General features: G+C 36.1%; 17 protein-coding genes. 8 read left to right on the forward strand and 9 right to left on the reverse strand.

Annotated elements, in window-relative coordinates:
* Positions 1 to 214 precede the first annotated feature (214 nt).
* A complete protein-coding gene (locus Q5794_RS31540; RefSeq protein WP_374989679.1) occupies positions 215 to 742 on the reverse strand; it encodes a replication/maintenance protein RepL in 528 nt (175 codons plus the stop codon).
* 975 nt (positions 743 to 1,717) lie between these two features.
* The gene (locus tag Q5794_RS31545) at positions 1,718 to 2,914 is read right to left on the reverse strand and encodes a collagen-like protein (RefSeq protein WP_374989680.1); all 1,197 of its coding nucleotides are present in this window, start codon (positions 2,912 to 2,914) and stop codon (positions 1,718 to 1,720) included.
* A gap of 516 nt (positions 2,915 to 3,430) precedes the next feature.
* On the opposite strand from Q5794_RS31545, the gene Q5794_RS31550 reads away from it, so the two are divergent.
* Complete coding sequence (locus tag Q5794_RS31550) at positions 3,431 to 3,838, forward strand: DUF1259 domain-containing protein (RefSeq protein ID WP_374989681.1); 408 nt, start codon at positions 3,431 to 3,433, stop codon at positions 3,836 to 3,838.
* A 275-nt stretch (positions 3,839 to 4,113) separates the two neighbouring features.
* On the opposite strand, the gene Q5794_RS31555 is transcribed toward Q5794_RS31550, so the two are convergent.
* On the reverse strand, positions 4,114 to 4,494 hold the full coding sequence (locus Q5794_RS31555; RefSeq protein ID WP_374989685.1) for a hypothetical protein: 381 nt from the start codon (positions 4,492 to 4,494) through the stop codon (positions 4,114 to 4,116).
* A 41-nt stretch (positions 4,495 to 4,535) separates the two neighbouring features.
* Here Q5794_RS31555 and Q5794_RS31560 point away from each other — a divergent pair, with 41 nt between their 5' ends.
* Positions 4,536 to 4,778 carry a DUF4183 domain-containing protein gene (locus tag Q5794_RS31560; RefSeq protein ID WP_340429947.1) on the forward strand — a complete coding sequence of 81 codons (243 nt, stop codon included), beginning with the start codon at positions 4,536 to 4,538 and terminating at the stop codon, positions 4,776 to 4,778.
* A gap of 125 nt (positions 4,779 to 4,903) precedes the next feature.
* On the opposite strand, the gene Q5794_RS31565 is transcribed toward Q5794_RS31560, so the two are convergent.
* A complete protein-coding gene (locus tag Q5794_RS31565) occupies positions 4,904 to 5,188 on the reverse strand; it encodes a DUF4183 domain-containing protein (protein WP_214987864.1) in 285 nt (94 codons plus the stop codon).
* A gap of 328 nt (positions 5,189 to 5,516) precedes the next feature.
* Between Q5794_RS31565 and Q5794_RS31570 the strand changes: the two genes are divergently transcribed.
* Entirely contained in the window at positions 5,517 to 5,921 is a 405-nt protein-coding gene (locus Q5794_RS31570) for a DUF4183 domain-containing protein (RefSeq protein ID WP_374989682.1), read from the forward strand.
* Between the two features lie 92 nt (positions 5,922 to 6,013).
* Here Q5794_RS31570 and Q5794_RS31575 read toward each other — a convergent pair whose 3' ends face one another.
* Together Q5794_RS31575 and mobQ are read right to left on the reverse strand one after the other, a co-directional pair.
* Positions 6,014 to 7,249, reverse strand: coding sequence for a hypothetical protein (locus Q5794_RS31575; RefSeq protein ID WP_374989683.1), 1,236 nt, complete (start codon positions 7,247 to 7,249; stop codon positions 6,014 to 6,016).
* A 181-nt stretch (positions 7,250 to 7,430) separates the two neighbouring features.
* Positions 7,431 to 9,413: a MobQ family relaxase gene (gene mobQ / locus Q5794_RS31580; RefSeq protein ID WP_374989684.1), complete on the reverse strand. Its 1,983-nt coding sequence runs from the start codon at positions 9,411 to 9,413 to the stop codon at positions 7,431 to 7,433.
* 376 nt (positions 9,414 to 9,789) lie between these two features.
* Between mobQ and Q5794_RS31585 the strand changes: the two genes are divergently transcribed.
* The 3 genes from Q5794_RS31585 to Q5794_RS31595 all read left to right on the forward strand — a co-directional run bounded on the left by Q5794_RS31585 (position 9,790) and on the right by Q5794_RS31595 (position 12,761).
* The gene (locus tag Q5794_RS31585) at positions 9,790 to 10,101 is read left to right on the forward strand and encodes a hypothetical protein (RefSeq protein WP_374989673.1); all 312 of its coding nucleotides are present in this window, start codon (positions 9,790 to 9,792) and stop codon (positions 10,099 to 10,101) included.
* A gap of 634 nt (positions 10,102 to 10,735) precedes the next feature.
* Complete coding sequence (locus tag Q5794_RS31590) at positions 10,736 to 12,022, forward strand: replication protein (RefSeq protein ID WP_374989674.1); 1,287 nt, start codon at positions 10,736 to 10,738, stop codon at positions 12,020 to 12,022.
* Positions 12,023 to 12,221: 199 nt separating this feature from the next.
* Entirely contained in the window at positions 12,222 to 12,761 is a 540-nt protein-coding gene (locus Q5794_RS31595) for a hypothetical protein (protein WP_374989675.1), read from the forward strand.
* A 270-nt stretch (positions 12,762 to 13,031) separates the two neighbouring features.
* Here the strand turns inward: Q5794_RS31595 and Q5794_RS31600 are convergent, their stop codons facing one another.
* Complete coding sequence (locus tag Q5794_RS31600; RefSeq protein ID WP_214987876.1) at positions 13,032 to 13,139, reverse strand: YjcZ family sporulation protein; 108 nt, start codon at positions 13,137 to 13,139, stop codon at positions 13,032 to 13,034.
* A 1,038-nt stretch (positions 13,140 to 14,177) separates the two neighbouring features.
* Here Q5794_RS31600 and Q5794_RS31605 point away from each other — a divergent pair.
* Positions 14,178 to 14,444 (forward strand): hypothetical protein, encoded by a 267-nt coding sequence (locus Q5794_RS31605; protein ID WP_223272437.1) that lies wholly within the window; start codon positions 14,178 to 14,180, stop codon positions 14,442 to 14,444.
* A 92-nt stretch (positions 14,445 to 14,536) separates the two neighbouring features.
* On the opposite strand, the gene Q5794_RS31610 is transcribed toward Q5794_RS31605, so the two are convergent.
* Both Q5794_RS31610 and Q5794_RS31615 read right to left on the reverse strand, forming a co-directional pair.
* A complete protein-coding gene (locus Q5794_RS31610) occupies positions 14,537 to 15,106 on the reverse strand; it encodes a hypothetical protein (RefSeq protein WP_374989676.1) in 570 nt (189 codons plus the stop codon).
* 611 nt (positions 15,107 to 15,717) lie between these two features.
* Positions 15,718 to 16,428, reverse strand: coding sequence for a hypothetical protein (locus Q5794_RS31615; RefSeq protein ID WP_374989677.1), 711 nt, complete (start codon positions 16,426 to 16,428; stop codon positions 15,718 to 15,720).
* A 260-nt stretch (positions 16,429 to 16,688) separates the two neighbouring features.
* On the opposite strand from Q5794_RS31615, the gene Q5794_RS31620 reads away from it, so the two are divergent.
* The gene (locus Q5794_RS31620) at positions 16,689 to 17,489 is read left to right on the forward strand and encodes a recombinase family protein (protein ID WP_374989678.1); all 801 of its coding nucleotides are present in this window, start codon (positions 16,689 to 16,691) and stop codon (positions 17,487 to 17,489) included.
* Positions 17,490 to 17,840: the final 351 nt, after the last annotated feature.

Raw genomic sequence — 17,840 nt, forward strand, 5'->3', positions numbered from 1 at the left:
AACCCTTACTGCCACAAGGGTTCTTTTTTGAGTTGTGTACCGGAAAGAGACATTATGTTAACTACAAATGCATACCATATACAGCTTAAAAAACAGAAAAACCTATCTCTTCCCAGTCAAAAGAGGTAGGTTTTTTCTGCTACATTTATTTAACCAGATGACTGAAGCCTTATGGCGTCTTGAGTAGTTTGCTCAAGTTCGTAAGAACTTATGTCTAATCAGTAGTTTTTTCTTCATGAGATATAGCAACTTCATCTTTATAGTCAAAATCTGCTTTTTGACTGATTTTCCCTTCTTCAAAGATTACTTGGAATCTAATCTTCTTAATATTATCCCAAGATCCTCTACCAAATAGAAATGGATTCATTTCATAAGTTCCAGTTCCTTTTCTAATCATAATCCCTTCTTTAACAAGTTTATTGATGTTGTTATTTAAACTTTGGACTGTATTAAACCCCAATTCTTCAGCCATTTGTTTTTTTATGTATGCATTTAAAACAACGATGTTATCATAGGCCATTCTTTTTAGAAGAACGTTTAATGTCTTCTGAATACCACTTGATAGGTTATTTATCTGTAAGATATTATCTAAATAAATTTTTACGTAATCAGGTTCTTTTGAAACGTATGATTCTTCGATATGTCTTTGAAATAGCTTTTCCCCATCATCATTAGTAACTGTTTCTTTAACTTCCTTATTGATTTTTTTCTTTGTGTATCTCCGATTAAATCCTTTTCCCAAGTTTTCAAATTCACACCTCTTCTACATTATAATTTATAATCTGTATCGTATTATAAAAATTAGATGATTTCAAGGTGTTTTGTTTATTTTTATAATCTATTTCAGATTATATTTTATAACAAATATGATTATTGTCTGTAACGTATGTAATTATAACTTATAATAAATACGATTATAGTTTATAACGTATACGATTATAGTTAATTCACAGAAATGTTGTTATATCAATGTTTATAGAGTTTTATCTCTTCTTTTCTTTTATTTTATGTATATGTTTTTTGTGTTGTTTTGCTGTGTTCCGGAAAGAGACATTATGTTAACTACCTTTGTATATCTTATACAGGCTGAAAACAGAAAAAACTACTGCTATTCCCAGTAGTTTTTTCTGTTTTTATAGTTTTTACTAAAAGCTTGCCGGCTTCATCGGTAGTTTGCTCAAGATACTATTCATTATACGTTTGTAATTAGAGAAGGGATGTAAATTAATTTTTGCGGGATGTTCGAATTAAACAGTCAGTAAGAAAGAGGATAGCAAAAGGAATAGCAGAAACACCAAGGATTACACCAAAGACTTTACGAATTTTGTAATTCATTTATATTGAATCCACCTTTATATATTGGAGTGAACATTTTAGGTTTTCTTAAGTAGAATGCTCAGATAAAGGAAAAGTATGTATAACAAATAGCAGCTTAATTCAAGCTGCTATTTGTTTATGGTTGCCGATAAAGTACATTATGTTAACTAGATTTGCATATCGTATACAGCCCAAAAACAGAAAAAACTCCTGCAGGTTGGTCAAATTTTTAAATGTTATTCATAATGGACAATTCACTTAAAGTAGGCTACTGAATATAATTAATTTGGTAGTTAATATAATCATCATCTTAATTCCCTTCGGAATACACTAATCACACATCAAAATCCTCTTCAGTTAATCATTGAAGAGGATTTTAATGTTTTTATAGTTTATGCATTTATGCCAATCTTGTGATAACTAAATGTGCGGAAACAGGTTCTGTTCCTCCAGCAAGTGGTGTAATGGTTAGTGCTGTTGGTTCGGAAGCAGGGTTTCGCACGGTAAGGATTGAATTGACGACGGATGTTTGGACAAGAGCTAATCCCACGATCTGAGACGTACCCGTTGCTCGACCGACTACTGTATACGCTAATTCAGCAGCTCCCGCTCCCGAATTAAGAGTTAAAACCAATTGACCCGCTTCGTCCACGCCCACTTGGAATAATACTTGATACACGCCGATTGCAGATAAATTAAACGTATCCGCACCCGTACGGAAAATTTGTGCTCCACCGTTTGGTCCATCGTTCGGAAAATCGACATCCGAACCTGGTGCAACAGGTACTGCATTATCAGGTGGCATTAAAGCGTAGAAGTCTGCAAAAGCTAATACACCACCAGGGAGTCCTTGAGGTCCCATTGGACCTTGTATACCTTGTGCTCCTGCGGGACCCGGTTCCCCTTGTGGCCCTTGAGGTCCAGGCGCACCTGGAGAGCCCGCCACGCCGGCAGGACCAGCAGGTCCTGCCGGACCAATTTCTCCTTGAATTCCTTGAGGACCAATTTCCCCCTGTGGTCCTTGAGGTCCGATTGGACCTTGTATACCTTGTGCTCCTGCGGGACCCGGTTCCCCTTGTGGCCCTTGAGGTCCAGGCGCACCTGGAGGGCCCGCCACGCCGGCAGGACCAATTTCTCCTTGAATTCCTTGAGGACCAATTTCCCCCTGTGGTCCTTGAGGTCCGATTGGACCTTGTATACCTTGTGCTCCTGCGGGACCTGGTTCCCCTTGTAGCCCGGGCGCACCTGGAGGACCCGCGACGCCGGCAGGACCAATTTCTCCTTGAATTCCTTGAGGACCAATTTCCCCCTGTGGTCCTTGAGGTCCGATTGGACCTTGTATACCTTGTGCTCCTGCGGGACCTGGTTCCCCTTGTAGCCCGGGCGCACCTGGAGGACCCGCGACGCCGGCAGGACCAGGTATACCGATTCCAGGAGGTCCTGGTAAACCTCGAGGTCCTGTCGCACCCTGTGGGCCTCGTAGTCCTCTTGCTCCTGGTGGCCCTTGTGGACCTCTTGACCCTTTTGGACAATGACAACAACAAGGACTTGAACAACAATGAGGACAAAAATCACGACTTTTATTGGAATTACCCATAGATATTCACCTTCTTTTTAGTAAGATACTATATAACTATTAAAAAGAAGGAATATGGCTTGTGTGTTTACCTACTATAGTCTTTTGGTGGTATCACTGTGTCCTAATAATTGCTAATGTAACACCTGTGGGACCTGCTGTTGAGAAGAGAGTAGCTGTTAAAAGTATGCTACTAAAATCAAAAGCCCCTTCGATAATTGAAGGGGCTTTTGATGCCGATAAAATTCATTATGTTAACTAAACATGTATACGGTATACAGTATCAAAGCAGAAAAAAACTACTTCTGAGTCCGGGAAGTAGTTTTTTCTGCCATGTGTATTTATCTTACTAGGTCGATGCTCCGCGACATCTGGTGTAGTTTGCTCTGCTAATAACGTTTTATTCATAAAACCTAACTAGCCTAAAGGATGAACATGATATACATCTTAAAGGAAAAAAAGGCTAGTTTCATTGGATATATACCTATGCTTGTCCCCTTTTATATACATATCTTATTTATTAAGGAGGTGAATTTCTTGGCTAAAGAAAAATGTCTTTGTGAAGAATTGGCGAACATTCTTAAAGGTGAAGCTGAGCAAAAAAAGAACTTATGTAAGGTAACACGGGAGAGAAAAAATTTAAAGCCTACCATTCTTGGTCATCCTACAAGTTCAGATTTGGTAATTGCTTTAGAGTTTAGTTTCGAACCTGTTGCTAAAAAGGATAAAACTTTGAATTTAGCAGAACTTGTTTTTTCACAAGAAGAAGTAAACCCTTTTCTTCAAGAAATCAAAAAGAGTGAACAAATACTAGTTACAGCTATACACAATCACTGGTTATTTGAAGAACCGAGACTTATCTATGTACATCTTGAATCAGTTCAAAATCCAATAGAATTTGCAAAAGAAGTTGCTTATGCTTTGAAGAAAGCGGGAGTTAAATAAATATATATAGTGTATACAGACTAAAAACAGAAAAACCTATCTCTTCCCAGTCAAAAGAGGTAGGTTTTTTCTGTTGCAGAATTTAGTTGTATGAGTCAATGTTTTGTGACATCTTGTGTAGTTTGCTCAAATTGTTAAATGTTATTCGCATAGACAATTCACCTAGAAATAAGTCAATGAATAGAATGTAATTTATATTCTTAGAATCATCCGTCTTTCTGAGAAAACACCTTCTTAACAGTATCTATCTAATCATAAAAACCATTGGCTAAGGCTTAGCCAATGGTTTTTATGATTACTGGATCCTTTAGATATGTCTTATTCCCTTTCATATAATCTTTGAATAAATTAAAGCATGATAATAAGGGAAAAGGGGGAGTGATAAAAAATGAAATGTAAATATTCTCGTTGTAAGGAGATATATCGTAAAAAAAAGAAACGAAAAACGCATTGTCATAAGGTATTATATGATCGATCAGACCCACGGAGTTCACGATGTTCGTCAGACCCACAAGGTCCACAGGGTTCGCCAGGCCCACGAGGTCCACAGGGTTCGCCAGGCCCACGAGGTCCACAGGGTCCGCCAGGCCCACAAGGTCCACAGGGTCCGCCAGGCCCACAAGGTCCACAGGGTCCGCCAGGCCCACAAGGTCCACAGGGTCCGCCCATTTCAGGTTTAATTCCAACAACTAACTTATTGTATTTTACTTTCTCGGATGGGGAAAAACGTGTATACACTAACAATGATGGATTTGCTAAATATGGGATAACTAAGATATTAGCACCAAGTGAAGTTTCTTATATCAATTTATTCATTAATGGTATTATTCAACCTCAGTCTAATTATAAGGTTGAAGAGGACAAATTAACTCTATTAACAGAAGATGTTCCAGCAGAAGATGTTCCAATTACACTTCAATTTATATTAATTAATAAGTAGTTATAATAAAGGTTTTATATTTTGTTATATGTAAAGATTAAAGAAGAAACCAAATTAAGTATGGTAGAGCTTTAAAAAGAGGAACTGATTTTCTTAATTGAGAATCAGTTCGAAATTAAATATGTCTAGTTTACAACAAACTCAACCACAATAGGGGTGGCAGCTGCAAGTGTATCTCCATCTGGAATAGTAATAGCAGTAGTGGTAGCAGCAGAAGTATCGCCTGTTTGAATTTGGCCATTAATATAGAGATTATAATAGGCAGGAGAAGCTGGAAAAGCAGTAGCAGCTGCACCAGCATCAGTAGTAAAAGCTGTAGCAAGAATATTATACGCAGCGCCAGTGCCTGTACCAGCTCCTGCTGTAGTGCTAAATCTTAAAGAGTTCATAAAAGGTTTAACAATAGGCATTTATCTTTCCTCCTTTTTAAAGGTTCTTCTATCCGTTTTTCTGGGATCCTCTCTTCTATAAACAAGGAGAAAATAGAGGATAAAACTATATAGATTTTCTTATCTTCTTGTTTTTGAATAAAGCTTGTTCTCTATTTAGTATTCTTCTTTTTTAATTTAGAAACGGCGCAATACCTAGCATATAGTATTATTTAACAAAATTTATAAAATGGGGACTACCTATATAGACATTTGACAGTTGCAGGTAATCAAAGCTTGACTATGAATAGATAGAAGGAATATTTAGTATTCTTTCTATCTCAAATGTTTAGAAAGGAGAATAAAGTACATGCCTATTATTAAACCCGTTTTTACAGCGACTAGTACAGTTACTGGAGGTATTACAGTAGCAACAGCAACAAGTGTGACCCCTGTACCTGCAAGGTTTACAGTATTTGTAACAGCACCAATGGTCGCTGGAGGAATCACATCCATACCTGCAGCGAACTTTATTGATGATACAGGAGCAGCAATCACTACTTTGCCTGCTGTAACAGCTAATTCTTATGCCAACGTCTATATCAATGGGGTAATACAGCCTTCTAGTGTATACACTTTATCAACCACTGCTTTAAATATTGACGATGAGGTAACAGTGGGAGCACCCGTAGTTGTAGAATTTGTTACCCAAACTGCAACTTCTACCTCAACACCAACCAGCACATTGGCTGTTACTACTGTAGTTAACACTTAGTAAAGTTAAAAAAGGAAACACAACAAAGCAGGTCCTTGTTGTGTTTCCTTTTTTCTTATTATTGAAAAATAAGATTATACTTTTTCCCTTACTTACCATTCTTCATGGACACGGAGAACCGCACTGACTGTTCCTGTATTTGAGGTTATATTTCGTACACATAGTGTTACAGGAGTATCTCCAGTCATGACTATGTCTACTGGGAATGATGTTAAGGTAGTATGTGTACCGGAAGCAGAAAGACCTCCCATTATTTTTATACCTGTTGATAAATTAATTGCTGTGGCTGATGTATCTGCAAGACAACAAGTTTCATTAGATAAAGTATCACTTGGATTAACCCAATTCGCTCCAGTAAGGGTTGATCCTTGGCGTAATTGCCAAGCGATATCCGTTGAAGCAATAAGATCAAAACCATTAACGGTTACATTTATAGAGTTGCTTTTGGTTGCTCCCGATGGAAATGTCGCTTTTCTTTGAAAACTAACAAGTGGAATAAAAGTAGTATTATTAGTGGAAACACTTAATCTACGCTCTGAGGTCATACGATTCGATGGCTTTGCTGTACCTAAGTTAGCATAATATCTCCCTCTTACATTAGCAGTAAAGGATTGTGCTGTAGAATTATTTTGAATTTGGACACGAACTGGTTGGTTAGAATCTCCCACTATAGGTTGTGATATAGTAGACTGTCTATGACATGCTATTGGCATTTCTAAATTAGTAGTGGGATCAATTATAACTACTCGATATTCGACAATACCAAAATTGCTTCCAAATCTAATTTGGTATATGTATCCGTTACTGGGATTCAACGTTAACTTACTTGGTCCAGTTCCATCTAATTTATCGACATTCCATTGGGACTGATAAACTTTAACGCTCTCATTTCCATTTCTCCTTGCTGCAATAAAGATTCCGCCAGTATCCTGACCAAAATACAGACCATTATTATTATCGAATATCCCCCATGTTATCCTTTGATTTCCTGTTGGTGGAGAAGGAATTTGAACAGTTACACCTGTTTCAAAGGCCGTCCCACTATTAAATCGACCACGTTCTGCTGTATCTAAAATAGCAGAATCGTTTGCTAAAGCAGTAGTAGTTAAAACATAACCATCCCCATTATTGGTCACATTTCCACTTCCACTTGTTGTGACCACATCTCGGAGAGCAGAGACACCATACAAGGATAAAACGTTAAAAATATTATCAAATTGGGCAACCTGTAAGCGATCATATAACGAACCAATACTTGGATCAACACCACTAATGATTGATTTCATTGAACCGTCAATAGAACCTCCATAAACCAATATGATTGACATATTACCATCCCTTCATGAACTAGTACATCGTTTAAAAATATTCATACTCAATTCATTCTAGAATCGTTAAGCTAATATGGATTTCAAAGAGATTCAACTTGATTTTCGGTCAGAAATCTTATCCTTAGGAGCAATAACAACTTTAAGTTGTTTCTAATTGCCTTAAGGCAATTTTTTATATTTAACGGCTAAGATCTGGACCTTTATTCTTTGCTCTATTTATATTTGTACTTCTCATTTTTCCTAATTGCTGTCTTTGTTGAGCATGTTCTTCACTACGATAGGCTTGTTGTATAGCATTAAAAACCGTATCTAAAGCGTTTATGTTGCTTTCATGTGTTTTTATTTCTTTTTCTAACCATGGGACGACTGTTTTCTCCATTGTGTTCATACGACTTTGTTGTTGTTGTAAATCTTGTTGTCCTTTATAGCCCAGTTCTTTTAGGTTTTCACGTCCATATTTAGCTTCACTTTGCAATTCTTCATAATCTTGACGAGCTTTTTTCGAGACAAGTCGTTTGGCTTTTTCTCCTGGGTTTCTGTCTAATTCATTAAGCTTTTTCTCCACGCTGCCAAGCTTCTCTACTTCTTTACTCATAGTTGAGACATGTTCTTTCTCTATAAGAACCATTTTCTGATGTTTTTTGAACTCGTCTAGCTTCTTTTGGTTAGCATCTAGACTTTGTTTGATGTTAGATATTCTAAACTGATTTTGTTGAGCAGTATCGTGATACTGCTCCAGTCTTAATGCATTGCTGTACGTGAGATACTTGCCAGCTGTTTTGAGATCCGGATAATAAGAGCTTATCTCACGGATTTTGGCCATTTTGATGGCATCCTCAGCCTGTAACAAGACCCTAGTTTCGACTTGGATTTGTTTTTTCTCATACGTAATCTGATTGAGTCGATCTTCTTTCTTTTGGGAGAATTCTTGGTAACGCTGATAAAATTCTTCTTTGCTTGAAAAACGAAGAGATTCTTTATGCTCATGAATGCTGCTTTCATAGCTTTCTTTGTTACTTTCTAAATCAGAAATTTTATCAAGATGACGTCGTTTCATCATGTTATTCTCTTTGAGTTTAAACGGATTAAGGGACTTCTTAAGTTCCTCTACTTTTTCTTCGTTCTGTTGGATTTCACGCTCTAAATCGCTCACACGATCATAGTAATTGCTGACATTTAGGAATTGTTGTTGTTGTGCATGGAAGTGTCGTTCAATGGGATCATGACGATCACTCATTTTACGTAGTTCTTCATGGCGTGCTGTAATGTCCTCTAAGGTAATAACCTTTTGATCTACAAGAGACGCAGCTTTTTGAATATAGGTTTTCTCTATATCTGTAGAAAAGCTGAATTGCTTCTCTTTTTCCTTCATTTTCTTTAAATGTTCTTCTTTTTGGCGACGGTAGGCTTGTAAATCAACCACGGCCTTATTGTAGTTTTGGCGGTCTCTATTGATCTGGCCACGATCTGTTTTCTTCCCTTTCTTCTCCATATCATGTGCGACATGGCCTAAGTGAACCATTGGTAAGGTTTCGAGTCCACGTTTTTTATGAGAAAGATGGGTAATACGTTCATTAATCTGAACTTGTTCTAGTGCTTGATTTGCATAGTTGGCCCATTGTTCACGAATGGATAAGCAGGCTTGGCTGCTTTTGACGTACCCACGATTGTTTTCTTTTGCATTCGCAAAATCGGCATTCCAGTCACGATTTTTTTTGCCGAATCCATCTTGATCCAGGTTTCTCATGGTTAACATGATGTGAGCATGAGGGTTATTTTTATCGTCGCGATGAATGGCAATATCAGCGACCATCCCTTTTTGAACAAACTCATTTTGTGCAAAGGCTTGAATGAGTTCTTTTTGTTGGTCATGACTCAGTTCAATTGGCAATGCAATATTTAACTCACGTGCGAGTTGTGAGTCTTTGCGCTTCTCAACTTTCTCAACTTCATTCCATAAACGGTTTCTATCTTTCATCCATTCTGGCGCATTAGAAGGAGTCAGAATCATGGTTTCAGGTTTTACATCACGAGCATAAAACTTCTGCTCGTCTGTACGTTCATCATGTAGTTTTTCGCCACTACGATAAGCAGCTGCAGCAACAGCTGATTGTCCTTTTGAACGGCTGATAATTTGCATCGATAGATGGTAAATAGCCATGATTCTTTCCTCCTTTCTTGTGAATGGGTTAGTGGGTTAGGAATAAGTTGATGAGAGCACAAGATGCGCTAATCAATGCTTTAGATGAAATCAGCATCATGAACACCGAAGGTGGCAGATGATGATTTCATCTTTGCCGATAGGCAAACAGGTTTTATGAAATTCGCCATCTAGGCGAATGGGTCTTTGTTTTTGTCTTTTCGTTCCGAAGGAACCGCACACATCGGTACGATGTATAAGTGCGCCCTTATCTCTTCGATCTAAGGGAATTATACCATATACTGGTGAGAGAATCTATGCTAAGGATACCAATTCATCTCAATTTTTGATACAATTAAAACAAACATTAGAGAACAGTAAAAGGAGATGGGAATGGGTGCCAAAGAAACGAACAGATGAGGAGATTCTTCAGGAGTTAGAAGAGAAAATTGAGAAGATGAAAGCGAAGAAACAACAAGTTGAAGCGCGTAAAAAAGAAAAAGAGAGAAAAGAGAGAACACGACGACTGATTCAAGTTGGCGCAATTTTCGAGAAATATTTTGAAATTCAAAGTGAAGAAGAAGCTGAAAAGATTGCGAAGGCGTTGCAAGCGTATGTAGGAAAAAACAAAGAGAAGATTTTGCATCATGATGTTGTGATAACTCAGAAAAAGAAAACAATGCAAGAAGCAGCATCTACAAAAGAATAATGTCTTTTACTATACTTAATTCAAAAGTTACACTATCAGATTAAGCAAAAAAACATCTTAAAATCGTCGAGGAACTTGTCCGATGAATTAAGATATAGCTATATCCTCTTTCAACCATAGGCTTCAGCTAATCCGCCAAAGTCTATAAAAATACCATAAAAGCCAAGTAAGTTTAGACTTATTAGAATCTTAACTGAAAACTCCATGTATATGTATGCATAACTCTTCTCCTTAGCTTGAAGTGTTATATATAGCGAAATTGATTTCTACAGCCATATAACAATATTCATAGCTAAATATACTTGTTTTGATATATTTTGCTAATTTTTATTGAATTATGAGACTACTTAACGCTATAATAAAACTAACAAAAACGTGCGGATAGAAAAAAGACTTCAACTGTTTAAGTAGTGCAGGAACACTCTTAAACCGTTCACCCTATACACAGTAGGGAAAACACTTGTCGAAGTCTCTTGTTAATAGTTTCATTATCGATAAGATAAAACTTATGTTTTTATTTTATATGAAATTGACATCTATTTCAAGAGCTTCGTTCATCTAAATCAAGACATTGTTTTCCTTTCATCAGGGAGACAATGTCTTTTTTGTATTCCTTAAAGGAGAAGATGAACAGATGAACAAGATATTGACTTGCTATTTAAAAGATGTAGATACCTTCAATGGACAATTAAAATGGTTATGGCAACAAAAAGCTACCCTTCGTACAAAAAAAGAAGAATTTCTAGAAACACTTCGTACTTACTTTAAACAACAACAACTAGCCTTACATAAAGAATTCCCTAAAAAACGAATGGAAATGTTAGATTATGTAATTTATAATCTTGTAGCTACGGGTATCCAAGCGATCCGGTCAGAAACACTGATGAAAAAATTTAACGCATCAAAAAGTACGGTTTCTCGTTTTGTGAAATCATTAAAAGATACACCCTTTATACTTGTAGCACGTTACATTAAAGAAGATACAACAGGTGCTCACCCTGACAGCTATGTATTTGTCCTTAAAAACCATAAGAATTTTAATCGAATTTGCGATGAGATCTTTTTTGCACATGATACAACAGGTGTACAAACGCTTCAACAAGAAGAAATGACAACTCCTGTGACAACTCCTGTGACAACTCCTGAACGTGCTGAAAACGTTGATACAGCAAGCTTAGAGGGCCAAAAAACGTCCAATGCCTTTATTAACCTTGATTTACCTGTAAATCATATAAATAATCATTTAATGTCTGCTTCACAGTCATTCTCTTATATCAAAGGTGTGCCTAAGAAAGTAAATAACGTGTATGCAGGCAAATATGGTCATCAACTAAAAGATTTTTATGCCCGTATTCAAAATGCCTCAAAAGCTGTGAAACGAGATACGGAGATTGAGATTATCAAAGAGCAAGTACATGAAGTCGCTTATACAGCCATTGTAGGCTTAGATAAATATGTCCATGAGGCGAATCATAAGGGGACTACCCTCTCACTGGATGAAATGTGTCGTCTTGTTTATCAAATTGCTTATAATCAATTTACCAATCTACTAAAAGGGAATACAGAAGAACAATCATCTGAGTCAGACATACATACTGAAGCCGAAACAGCAGCATCATTTACGCCTAAACATATCATCCGTAAGGAAGTGGTTCCTGCCTGGTTACAAGCTGAACAGAAGCAAAATGAGTGTACACAGGAAGCAACTATTTCTCTGGATCAACAGCTTGAAATGATTCAATTAAAGCAAGATTTGGGGCAAGAGTTAACGCCAGAAGAAGAAAGCTTGTTACAAGAGCACAGTTCTACGTACAGTTCGTTAGAAATGGCACAGTTGAAACATGATATAGGAAAAGCACTAAACCCAGGGGAGCAAGATTTACTGCGTCAACATGACCAGTTAAAAGGATCAGTTTCTTAATCAAAACGCGTAGAAATCTCTTAGGAGATAAAATATTAATAAAGTATGTTTATTTAAAACATACTTCTGAATGATAACACCTGAGTAACTAGGGAGGGTTTCCTTCACTTATTAAAAGTAAACCATAAAACAATCACCTATAGTGGGAAACTTGAATACTGTGGGAAAGACTACCAAATTAAAATCCGGGGGGCACAATGTGACCAAACTATTTGCTATCAATGCAGGTATGTCCTTTTTTGCTGTTGCTAAAGCTGAGAACGAAAAAGAAGTCCTTACTATTCTTGTTAACCGAGAACTAGAAGAACAAGAGGATTTTGGTATCAAAGCTCATATTGATGATTTTTCGATTGAAGGGCTGTATGGTGATTTCTTTCGTGATGAAAAGGGATCATTTATTGAGGGTCACATTTTAGACTATCCTCGCCATATAAGGAAAATGAGCACTAAAGAGCGTGATACCTATATCCAATCAAATGTTGAAAAGAACGCTAAATCTTTTTGGAAAGACCATCCATTTTATGCAGAATTGTACTTGCGGGAATTCAAAAAGTATAAGGTAGTAGGGAAAGAGGGAGGAAACACGTTCCGTCCTCATTTTTCAGATGAATTTTATTTCATTACGGCCAAATTAATTATTACTGAAACGGATTGGTACGGAGAAGATTTTCAAATCATTGAAATCGACTTAAATGACCGTAATTACCAGCTTATTTTCGAACTTACTTTAGAGGAATAGTTGAGAGGGTTTTACACCTCTCTTTATATATATCAATCAAAGTTAATAAAATTTTTATAATGTCAGCACTTGTCTAAACACTTGTAATAGCTTTACATATCATAAATTATGCCACGAAACATTCTGTCCATTTCTATAAATGAGAGAAAAAACTACTAGGGTCCATCAGTAGTTTTTTTGTTTTTAAACTGTATGTATAACTTATACATGTTTTTAACATTAAAAAGCAAAGCCTTGTAATTGTTCATCTTACAGGGCTTTGCCTTTTAATTAATAACCACCTTTAAAACAAGAACAACCAACAATTACTAGTAAAATAAAAAGGATAACAATTAAAGCAAAGGTACCTCCAAAAGGAAAAGAACTGCTTTCACTCATAAAGTTCACCACCCTATACATATATAATTCCATCATATGTACAAGTACCAAAAATGCTCGCCTAGAGAAGTACTCTCATTCAATTTTCAATTAATAACATGTATATCATGTACAAATTTAGTTACCATAATGACTTTTCTCGGCATTCATAAAAGATAGCTATTAATCATAATAGATAAAATAAAGGACCCAACAAATACAAAAAACATTGGCTAAGCATTAGCCAATGTTTTTTGTATTTAGATAGACACTATACTGTTAAGAAGGTGTTTTCTTAGAAAGACGGATGGTTCTAAGAATACAAATTACATTATATTCATTGACTTGTTTTTATGTGAATTGTCTATGTGAATAACATTTAACAATTTGAGCAAACTATTCACGATGCCGTAAGGCATCCTTCCTTTGATAAAAGATGGGTAACAGAAAAAACTACCCTAGCAGACAGGTAGTTTTTTCTGTTTTTAGACTGCATGTCATATATATGTAGTTAACATAATCACTCTTTCCGGAACACACCACCAAAAAGAACCCTCTTGGGAGAAGGGTTCTAGATGGGGCCTTGTTTCTTCTTTATGCAGCTTTTTATACATCCTTGATATAACGCTGATTATCCAAGCCTTAAGTAGCAGAAAAATGTATAAAAAGCGCACCTTTTATACATATGCTTTAAACTCTAAATAATTGATTTTTTATGTAGATATGTTATAGTGACAATCCGGTTATTTTCCAATTAACCTTTTATCTAAAACTGTAAACGTAAATGAAAGGCTGCCTTATTTTTCTTGAGGTAGCCTTTTATTTTGTTAGCAATAAAAGTAATGAAAACGTTTTTTTAGACTGATAATATCGTCATTTACATTATTTATAAATTACCTGCAGGTGTGTAAAAGCCTTTTCAAGGCGAAAATACTGATACTACTTTTAATTTTTTGATTAACCCTATTCGTGAATCTCTGCTATTAGTCACACTTTGAAAGGAAAGCAGGGAAAAAGTCTTTTCTCGTCGAAGGTTACTGCTTGAAAGGTGGTGACATTATGGCTGGATTTGATGAAAACGATCGTGACCCTGAGGTTGAAGCACTAATTGACCGATATCCTGAGGAAAGAGACATTTATCGTTATATGCGGGATGAGTTTGATAAAGTTTTAGATACATATGACCCTGATATTCACGATAGGGAAGTTGCTGTGAAGGCAAGTGATAAGTTTGACGTGTCTGTAGATTACGCACTTGATCTTTACACTAGAATGGTGTTTAAGATTGCGGAATTTCAACAGAGACGATTCAATAAGTCAAAATAGCCGACTAGAAGGCACTCTAAGGAGTGTCTTTTGTCTTGGTTAGTTTTATATTATTCTCTTATCCAAAACGTCTACACGAGGCTGTATATACCTCAGATAAGTCCTTTCTCTTTGAACACCTTTCTTAAACATTCATTCACCAGTTCACTTTTAATTCCACTGTCTACATTGTCAATGATCTGTAGTACATCGTTATCCAAATAAAATCCCCTAAATTCTCGCTTTGCTTTCTTCCCAGCTAACAGACGATCAATGTTATCAATCTTCTTTTTATTATTCTTTTTCATATTCTTCCTGATAATAGATTCGTTATCAATATCGCTATCCTTTTCGGGTCTATTTTTATTAACTTTTTGAATTGAACTTGCTACTTCTTTATTAGCCGTCCGAATATTCTTTTTCACCCTCTTTTGAATAGGAAATGTGCCCGTTAATTGTTTAGTAGTTTTACTATTCTTCTTGAATACTTCATCGATGTCCTTATCAAATATAGATTCATCTGTTCCTACAAAGTTATACTTGCCTTCTACACTGTCCCACTCGAAACCTAATTTCTTAATTTTTGTCTGAATAGTTCTGTCTGAAACCTCATACTTTTTGGCAAGATCATTTACCTTTAATTTCTTGTCATTAATAGCTTCAATCATGCCTCTTACTAACATTTTAGCCACCTCATCCAATAGTGATATTACTAATTCATTTCACCTTAATTTATATTCTTTTATGTTAGAAAATTCACCTTTAATTCCGATAGCAACTTTAGCACCATTTCTTGAAATGAAACGTGGAAACAGGAACTACAAATCATTGGTATTAGCAAACTGAAAAAATTTTAAGTGCTTTCTCTATCAAGTTGTTATAAAATAAAAAAGCGTATTGGAGATTGTTTCAAACATTTTACGTCATCTAACCTATTCCCAAAGCACAGGGAGTAGGTTTTTTATGTTCTTGTACTACTGTGGTGAAATTAGTAAAGAAGTAGTTGCAAAAATGATGTATATGATATACAAAGTTAGTTAACATAGGTGGATTAGATTTACTTAGGTTTAACTTACGCTCGTGTTCCGCTCTTCTGATCGCTCACATAAGTTTAACTTATGTTGAACTAATTGAAAGAACACAATAAAAATGCCTGGTATAAATCCAGGCATTTCTGTTTTTTGCAGGGTTTTTAGCGTGAAATATTGAATAACTCAGTTATCCTTCTCTATTTCATAAAACAATGGTACTGTAATGAAATAGACTGTTTATTTTCGGCGCTTCTATGCTTGTCTTAGTTCCCAAAAAGACGAGCAAAGAAGCCTTTTTTATTTTCTGTCTCTTTTTCCTGAGCTGTCGCTGCTTCTAGTAAATGTTGTTGCTGCTGTTTTTGAGATGAGCGGATATATTCCATCATTTCTTTATCGCGGCTCTCTATATGTTTTTTCATCTGTTCAGCCTGCTTATCAAAACTGGCTTGCAGCTGCTCCAGTTGCTTGCTTGTTTGCTCGCGATCCGCTCGCCTTTGTTCCTCTAATTCCCTCAAATCATTTTTAGAATCACTTAAGGCACTCTTATACTCTTCAATTATTCCTAACAGCTGATTGTTCACCTCTTGTTGCTGTTTAAACTGATCGGCTAGCGCTCCTAAGACTTCCGGAGGGAGTGACTTTTCAGAAGCTTGCGGAGCAATTAAAGAGCGGTTATTTTCTTCATTTTCCATATGCTCGTTATGTGCTCGGCTAGCGGAGCGGTTCCTTTCCAATCCCTCAACAATAGTATTCGCAGCTACTTCTAAAGAAAGATTTTTATGCTGAACTAGGAATTTTAGCTTTTGCAATGTTTCATAGTCGCTATGTGTATAGTAGCGCTTTTTCTTATTGTCAGTCTTGAAATCATAACCGCTCTTTGCGAGCGCGGCAGAATATTTCCTTACATTGCTTCCGCTTAATTCCAGGAGCTTTGATATTTCGTCTGAATTCATATAATCATCGTTAATAATCATTTGTGGCCTCCAATCTTATGTATTCGCCTTCCGCTCCTTAAACATCATACAGCGTTATTTTCAATAATTCGAGCAAGAGAATTTTTTTCCTTTCTTTTTTAAATGCTTTTTGTTCTTTTTCATTCATAAAAAAAAGAATAAAAAGCTTATTTATCAACGGATATATAAATATTATGTATACAGTAATTTGAATTACTGCACATATAAATTATAATAAAAGTATCAAAAATCGGTTTTAATACATGGGGGAAAATTACATAATGAAAAAAGTTGTTGGCTATGTTCGTGTATCATCTGATTCACAAATTGAAAATACATCCATTGAGGAACAAATAAAAAGAATAGAAGCTTATTGTATCTCCCAAGAGTGGGAGTTAGTTGAGATTTTTAGAGACGAAGGGTTTTCTGGAAGCAATATAAATAGACCAAGATATAAAAAGATGATGGAATATCTTGCAGATCATAAGGGCGAACTTGAAAGTGTAGTCGTTTTAAAAATGGATAGGGCGCACAGAAACCAGCTTAACTTATTGCAATTCATTAAGGTTGAGCTCGCGGAATTAAATATGGATTTTGTAAGTATTACTGAATCTTTTGATACAAGTACCATGATAGGGCGTATGATGCTAGGGATTCTTTCTACTTTTGGAGAGTTCGAGAGGGAAGTCATAAACGAGCGGACAAGGAGCGGTAGACTTTCTACAGCTTTAAAAAATAAGTATGCAGGCGGCCAGGTTCCATATGGATACGAGGTAGGAAACGGAGCGGTTAGGATAAATAAAGAGCAGGCGGCCATTGTAAACCGTGTATTTGATGAATTTATAGAGGGCCGTACTTGCTACCGGATTGCTAAGAAGCTTAATGAGGAAGGTATTAAAACAAAAAGCAATAAGAACTGGACACCTACTACAATTAGAAGAATGTTAGATACAGAAAGCTATACAGGCCTTAATTCATATAATGGCAGTAAAGAGCAGAATGCCATCAGACAAAAAGATGTTTTTCCTAAAATCATTTCACGCCAAAAATGGAACAAGATTCATGCAGGTGTTACAGCATAAAAAAAGACCAGGAGAGCGGCTCCAGATCTTTTTTAGTTCTTTATTATGCCATAAGAAAGAACTTCCCCTTTATAACTACCCTTTCTAATGTTACTATAAGCGCCTACAAGCGAATTAACTTTATTTTTACAGGCAACCGCTCTTTTAGCGTGGCAGGAGCGGAGCGGTTGTAGTTATTATTTAAAAATGTGTAGTTTTTCAATATATTTTTGATACTATTTTATAAAGGTTATAGCATATGTATAAAATGTGCGCTTTTTATACATTCTGCGGTCATTCATGCCCGGAGAAATCAGCGCTATATCAAGGATGTATAAAAAGCTGCATAATCTATAAAATAGACTCACCTTG

It is taken from the genome of Priestia megaterium (genome assembly GCF_041941685.1).
In the GTDB taxonomy this organism is placed as follows: Bacteria; Bacillota; Bacilli; order Bacillales; family Bacillaceae_H; genus Priestia; species Priestia megaterium_C.

Bases quoted from the DNA above. Each gene is read 5' to 3' on its own strand.
- Q5794_RS31545 (WP_374989680.1), bottom strand. From the start codon at position 2,914: ATGGGTAATTCCAATAAAAGTCGTGATTTTTGTCCTCATTGTTGTTCA.
- Q5794_RS31565 (WP_214987864.1), bottom strand. From the start codon at position 5,188: ATGCCTATTGTTAAACCTTTTATGAACTCTTTAAGATTTAGCACTACA.
- Q5794_RS31570 (WP_374989682.1), top strand. From the start codon at position 5,517: ATGCCTATTATTAAACCCGTTTTTACAGCGACTAGTACAGTTACTGGA.
- Q5794_RS31575 (WP_374989683.1), bottom strand. From the start codon at position 7,249: ATGTCAATCATATTGGTTTATGGAGGTTCTATTGACGGTTCAATGAAA.
- mobQ (WP_374989684.1), bottom strand. From the start codon at position 9,413: ATGGCTATTTACCATCTATCGATGCAAATTATCAGCCGTTCAAAAGGA.
- Q5794_RS31590 (WP_374989674.1), top strand. From the start codon at position 10,736: ATGAACAAGATATTGACTTGCTATTTAAAAGATGTAGATACCTTCAAT.
- Q5794_RS31600 (WP_214987876.1), bottom strand. From the start codon at position 13,139: ATGAGTGAAAGCAGTTCTTTTCCTTTTGGAGGTACCTTTGCTTTAATT.
- Q5794_RS31605 (WP_223272437.1), top strand. From the start codon at position 14,178: ATGGCTGGATTTGATGAAAACGATCGTGACCCTGAGGTTGAAGCACTA.
- Q5794_RS31610 (WP_374989676.1), bottom strand. From the start codon at position 15,106: ATGTTAGTAAGAGGCATGATTGAAGCTATTAATGACAAGAAATTAAAG.
- Q5794_RS31615 (WP_374989677.1), bottom strand. From the start codon at position 16,428: ATGATTATTAACGATGATTATATGAATTCAGACGAAATATCAAAGCTC.
- Q5794_RS31620 (WP_374989678.1), top strand. From the start codon at position 16,689: ATGAAAAAAGTTGTTGGCTATGTTCGTGTATCATCTGATTCACAAATT.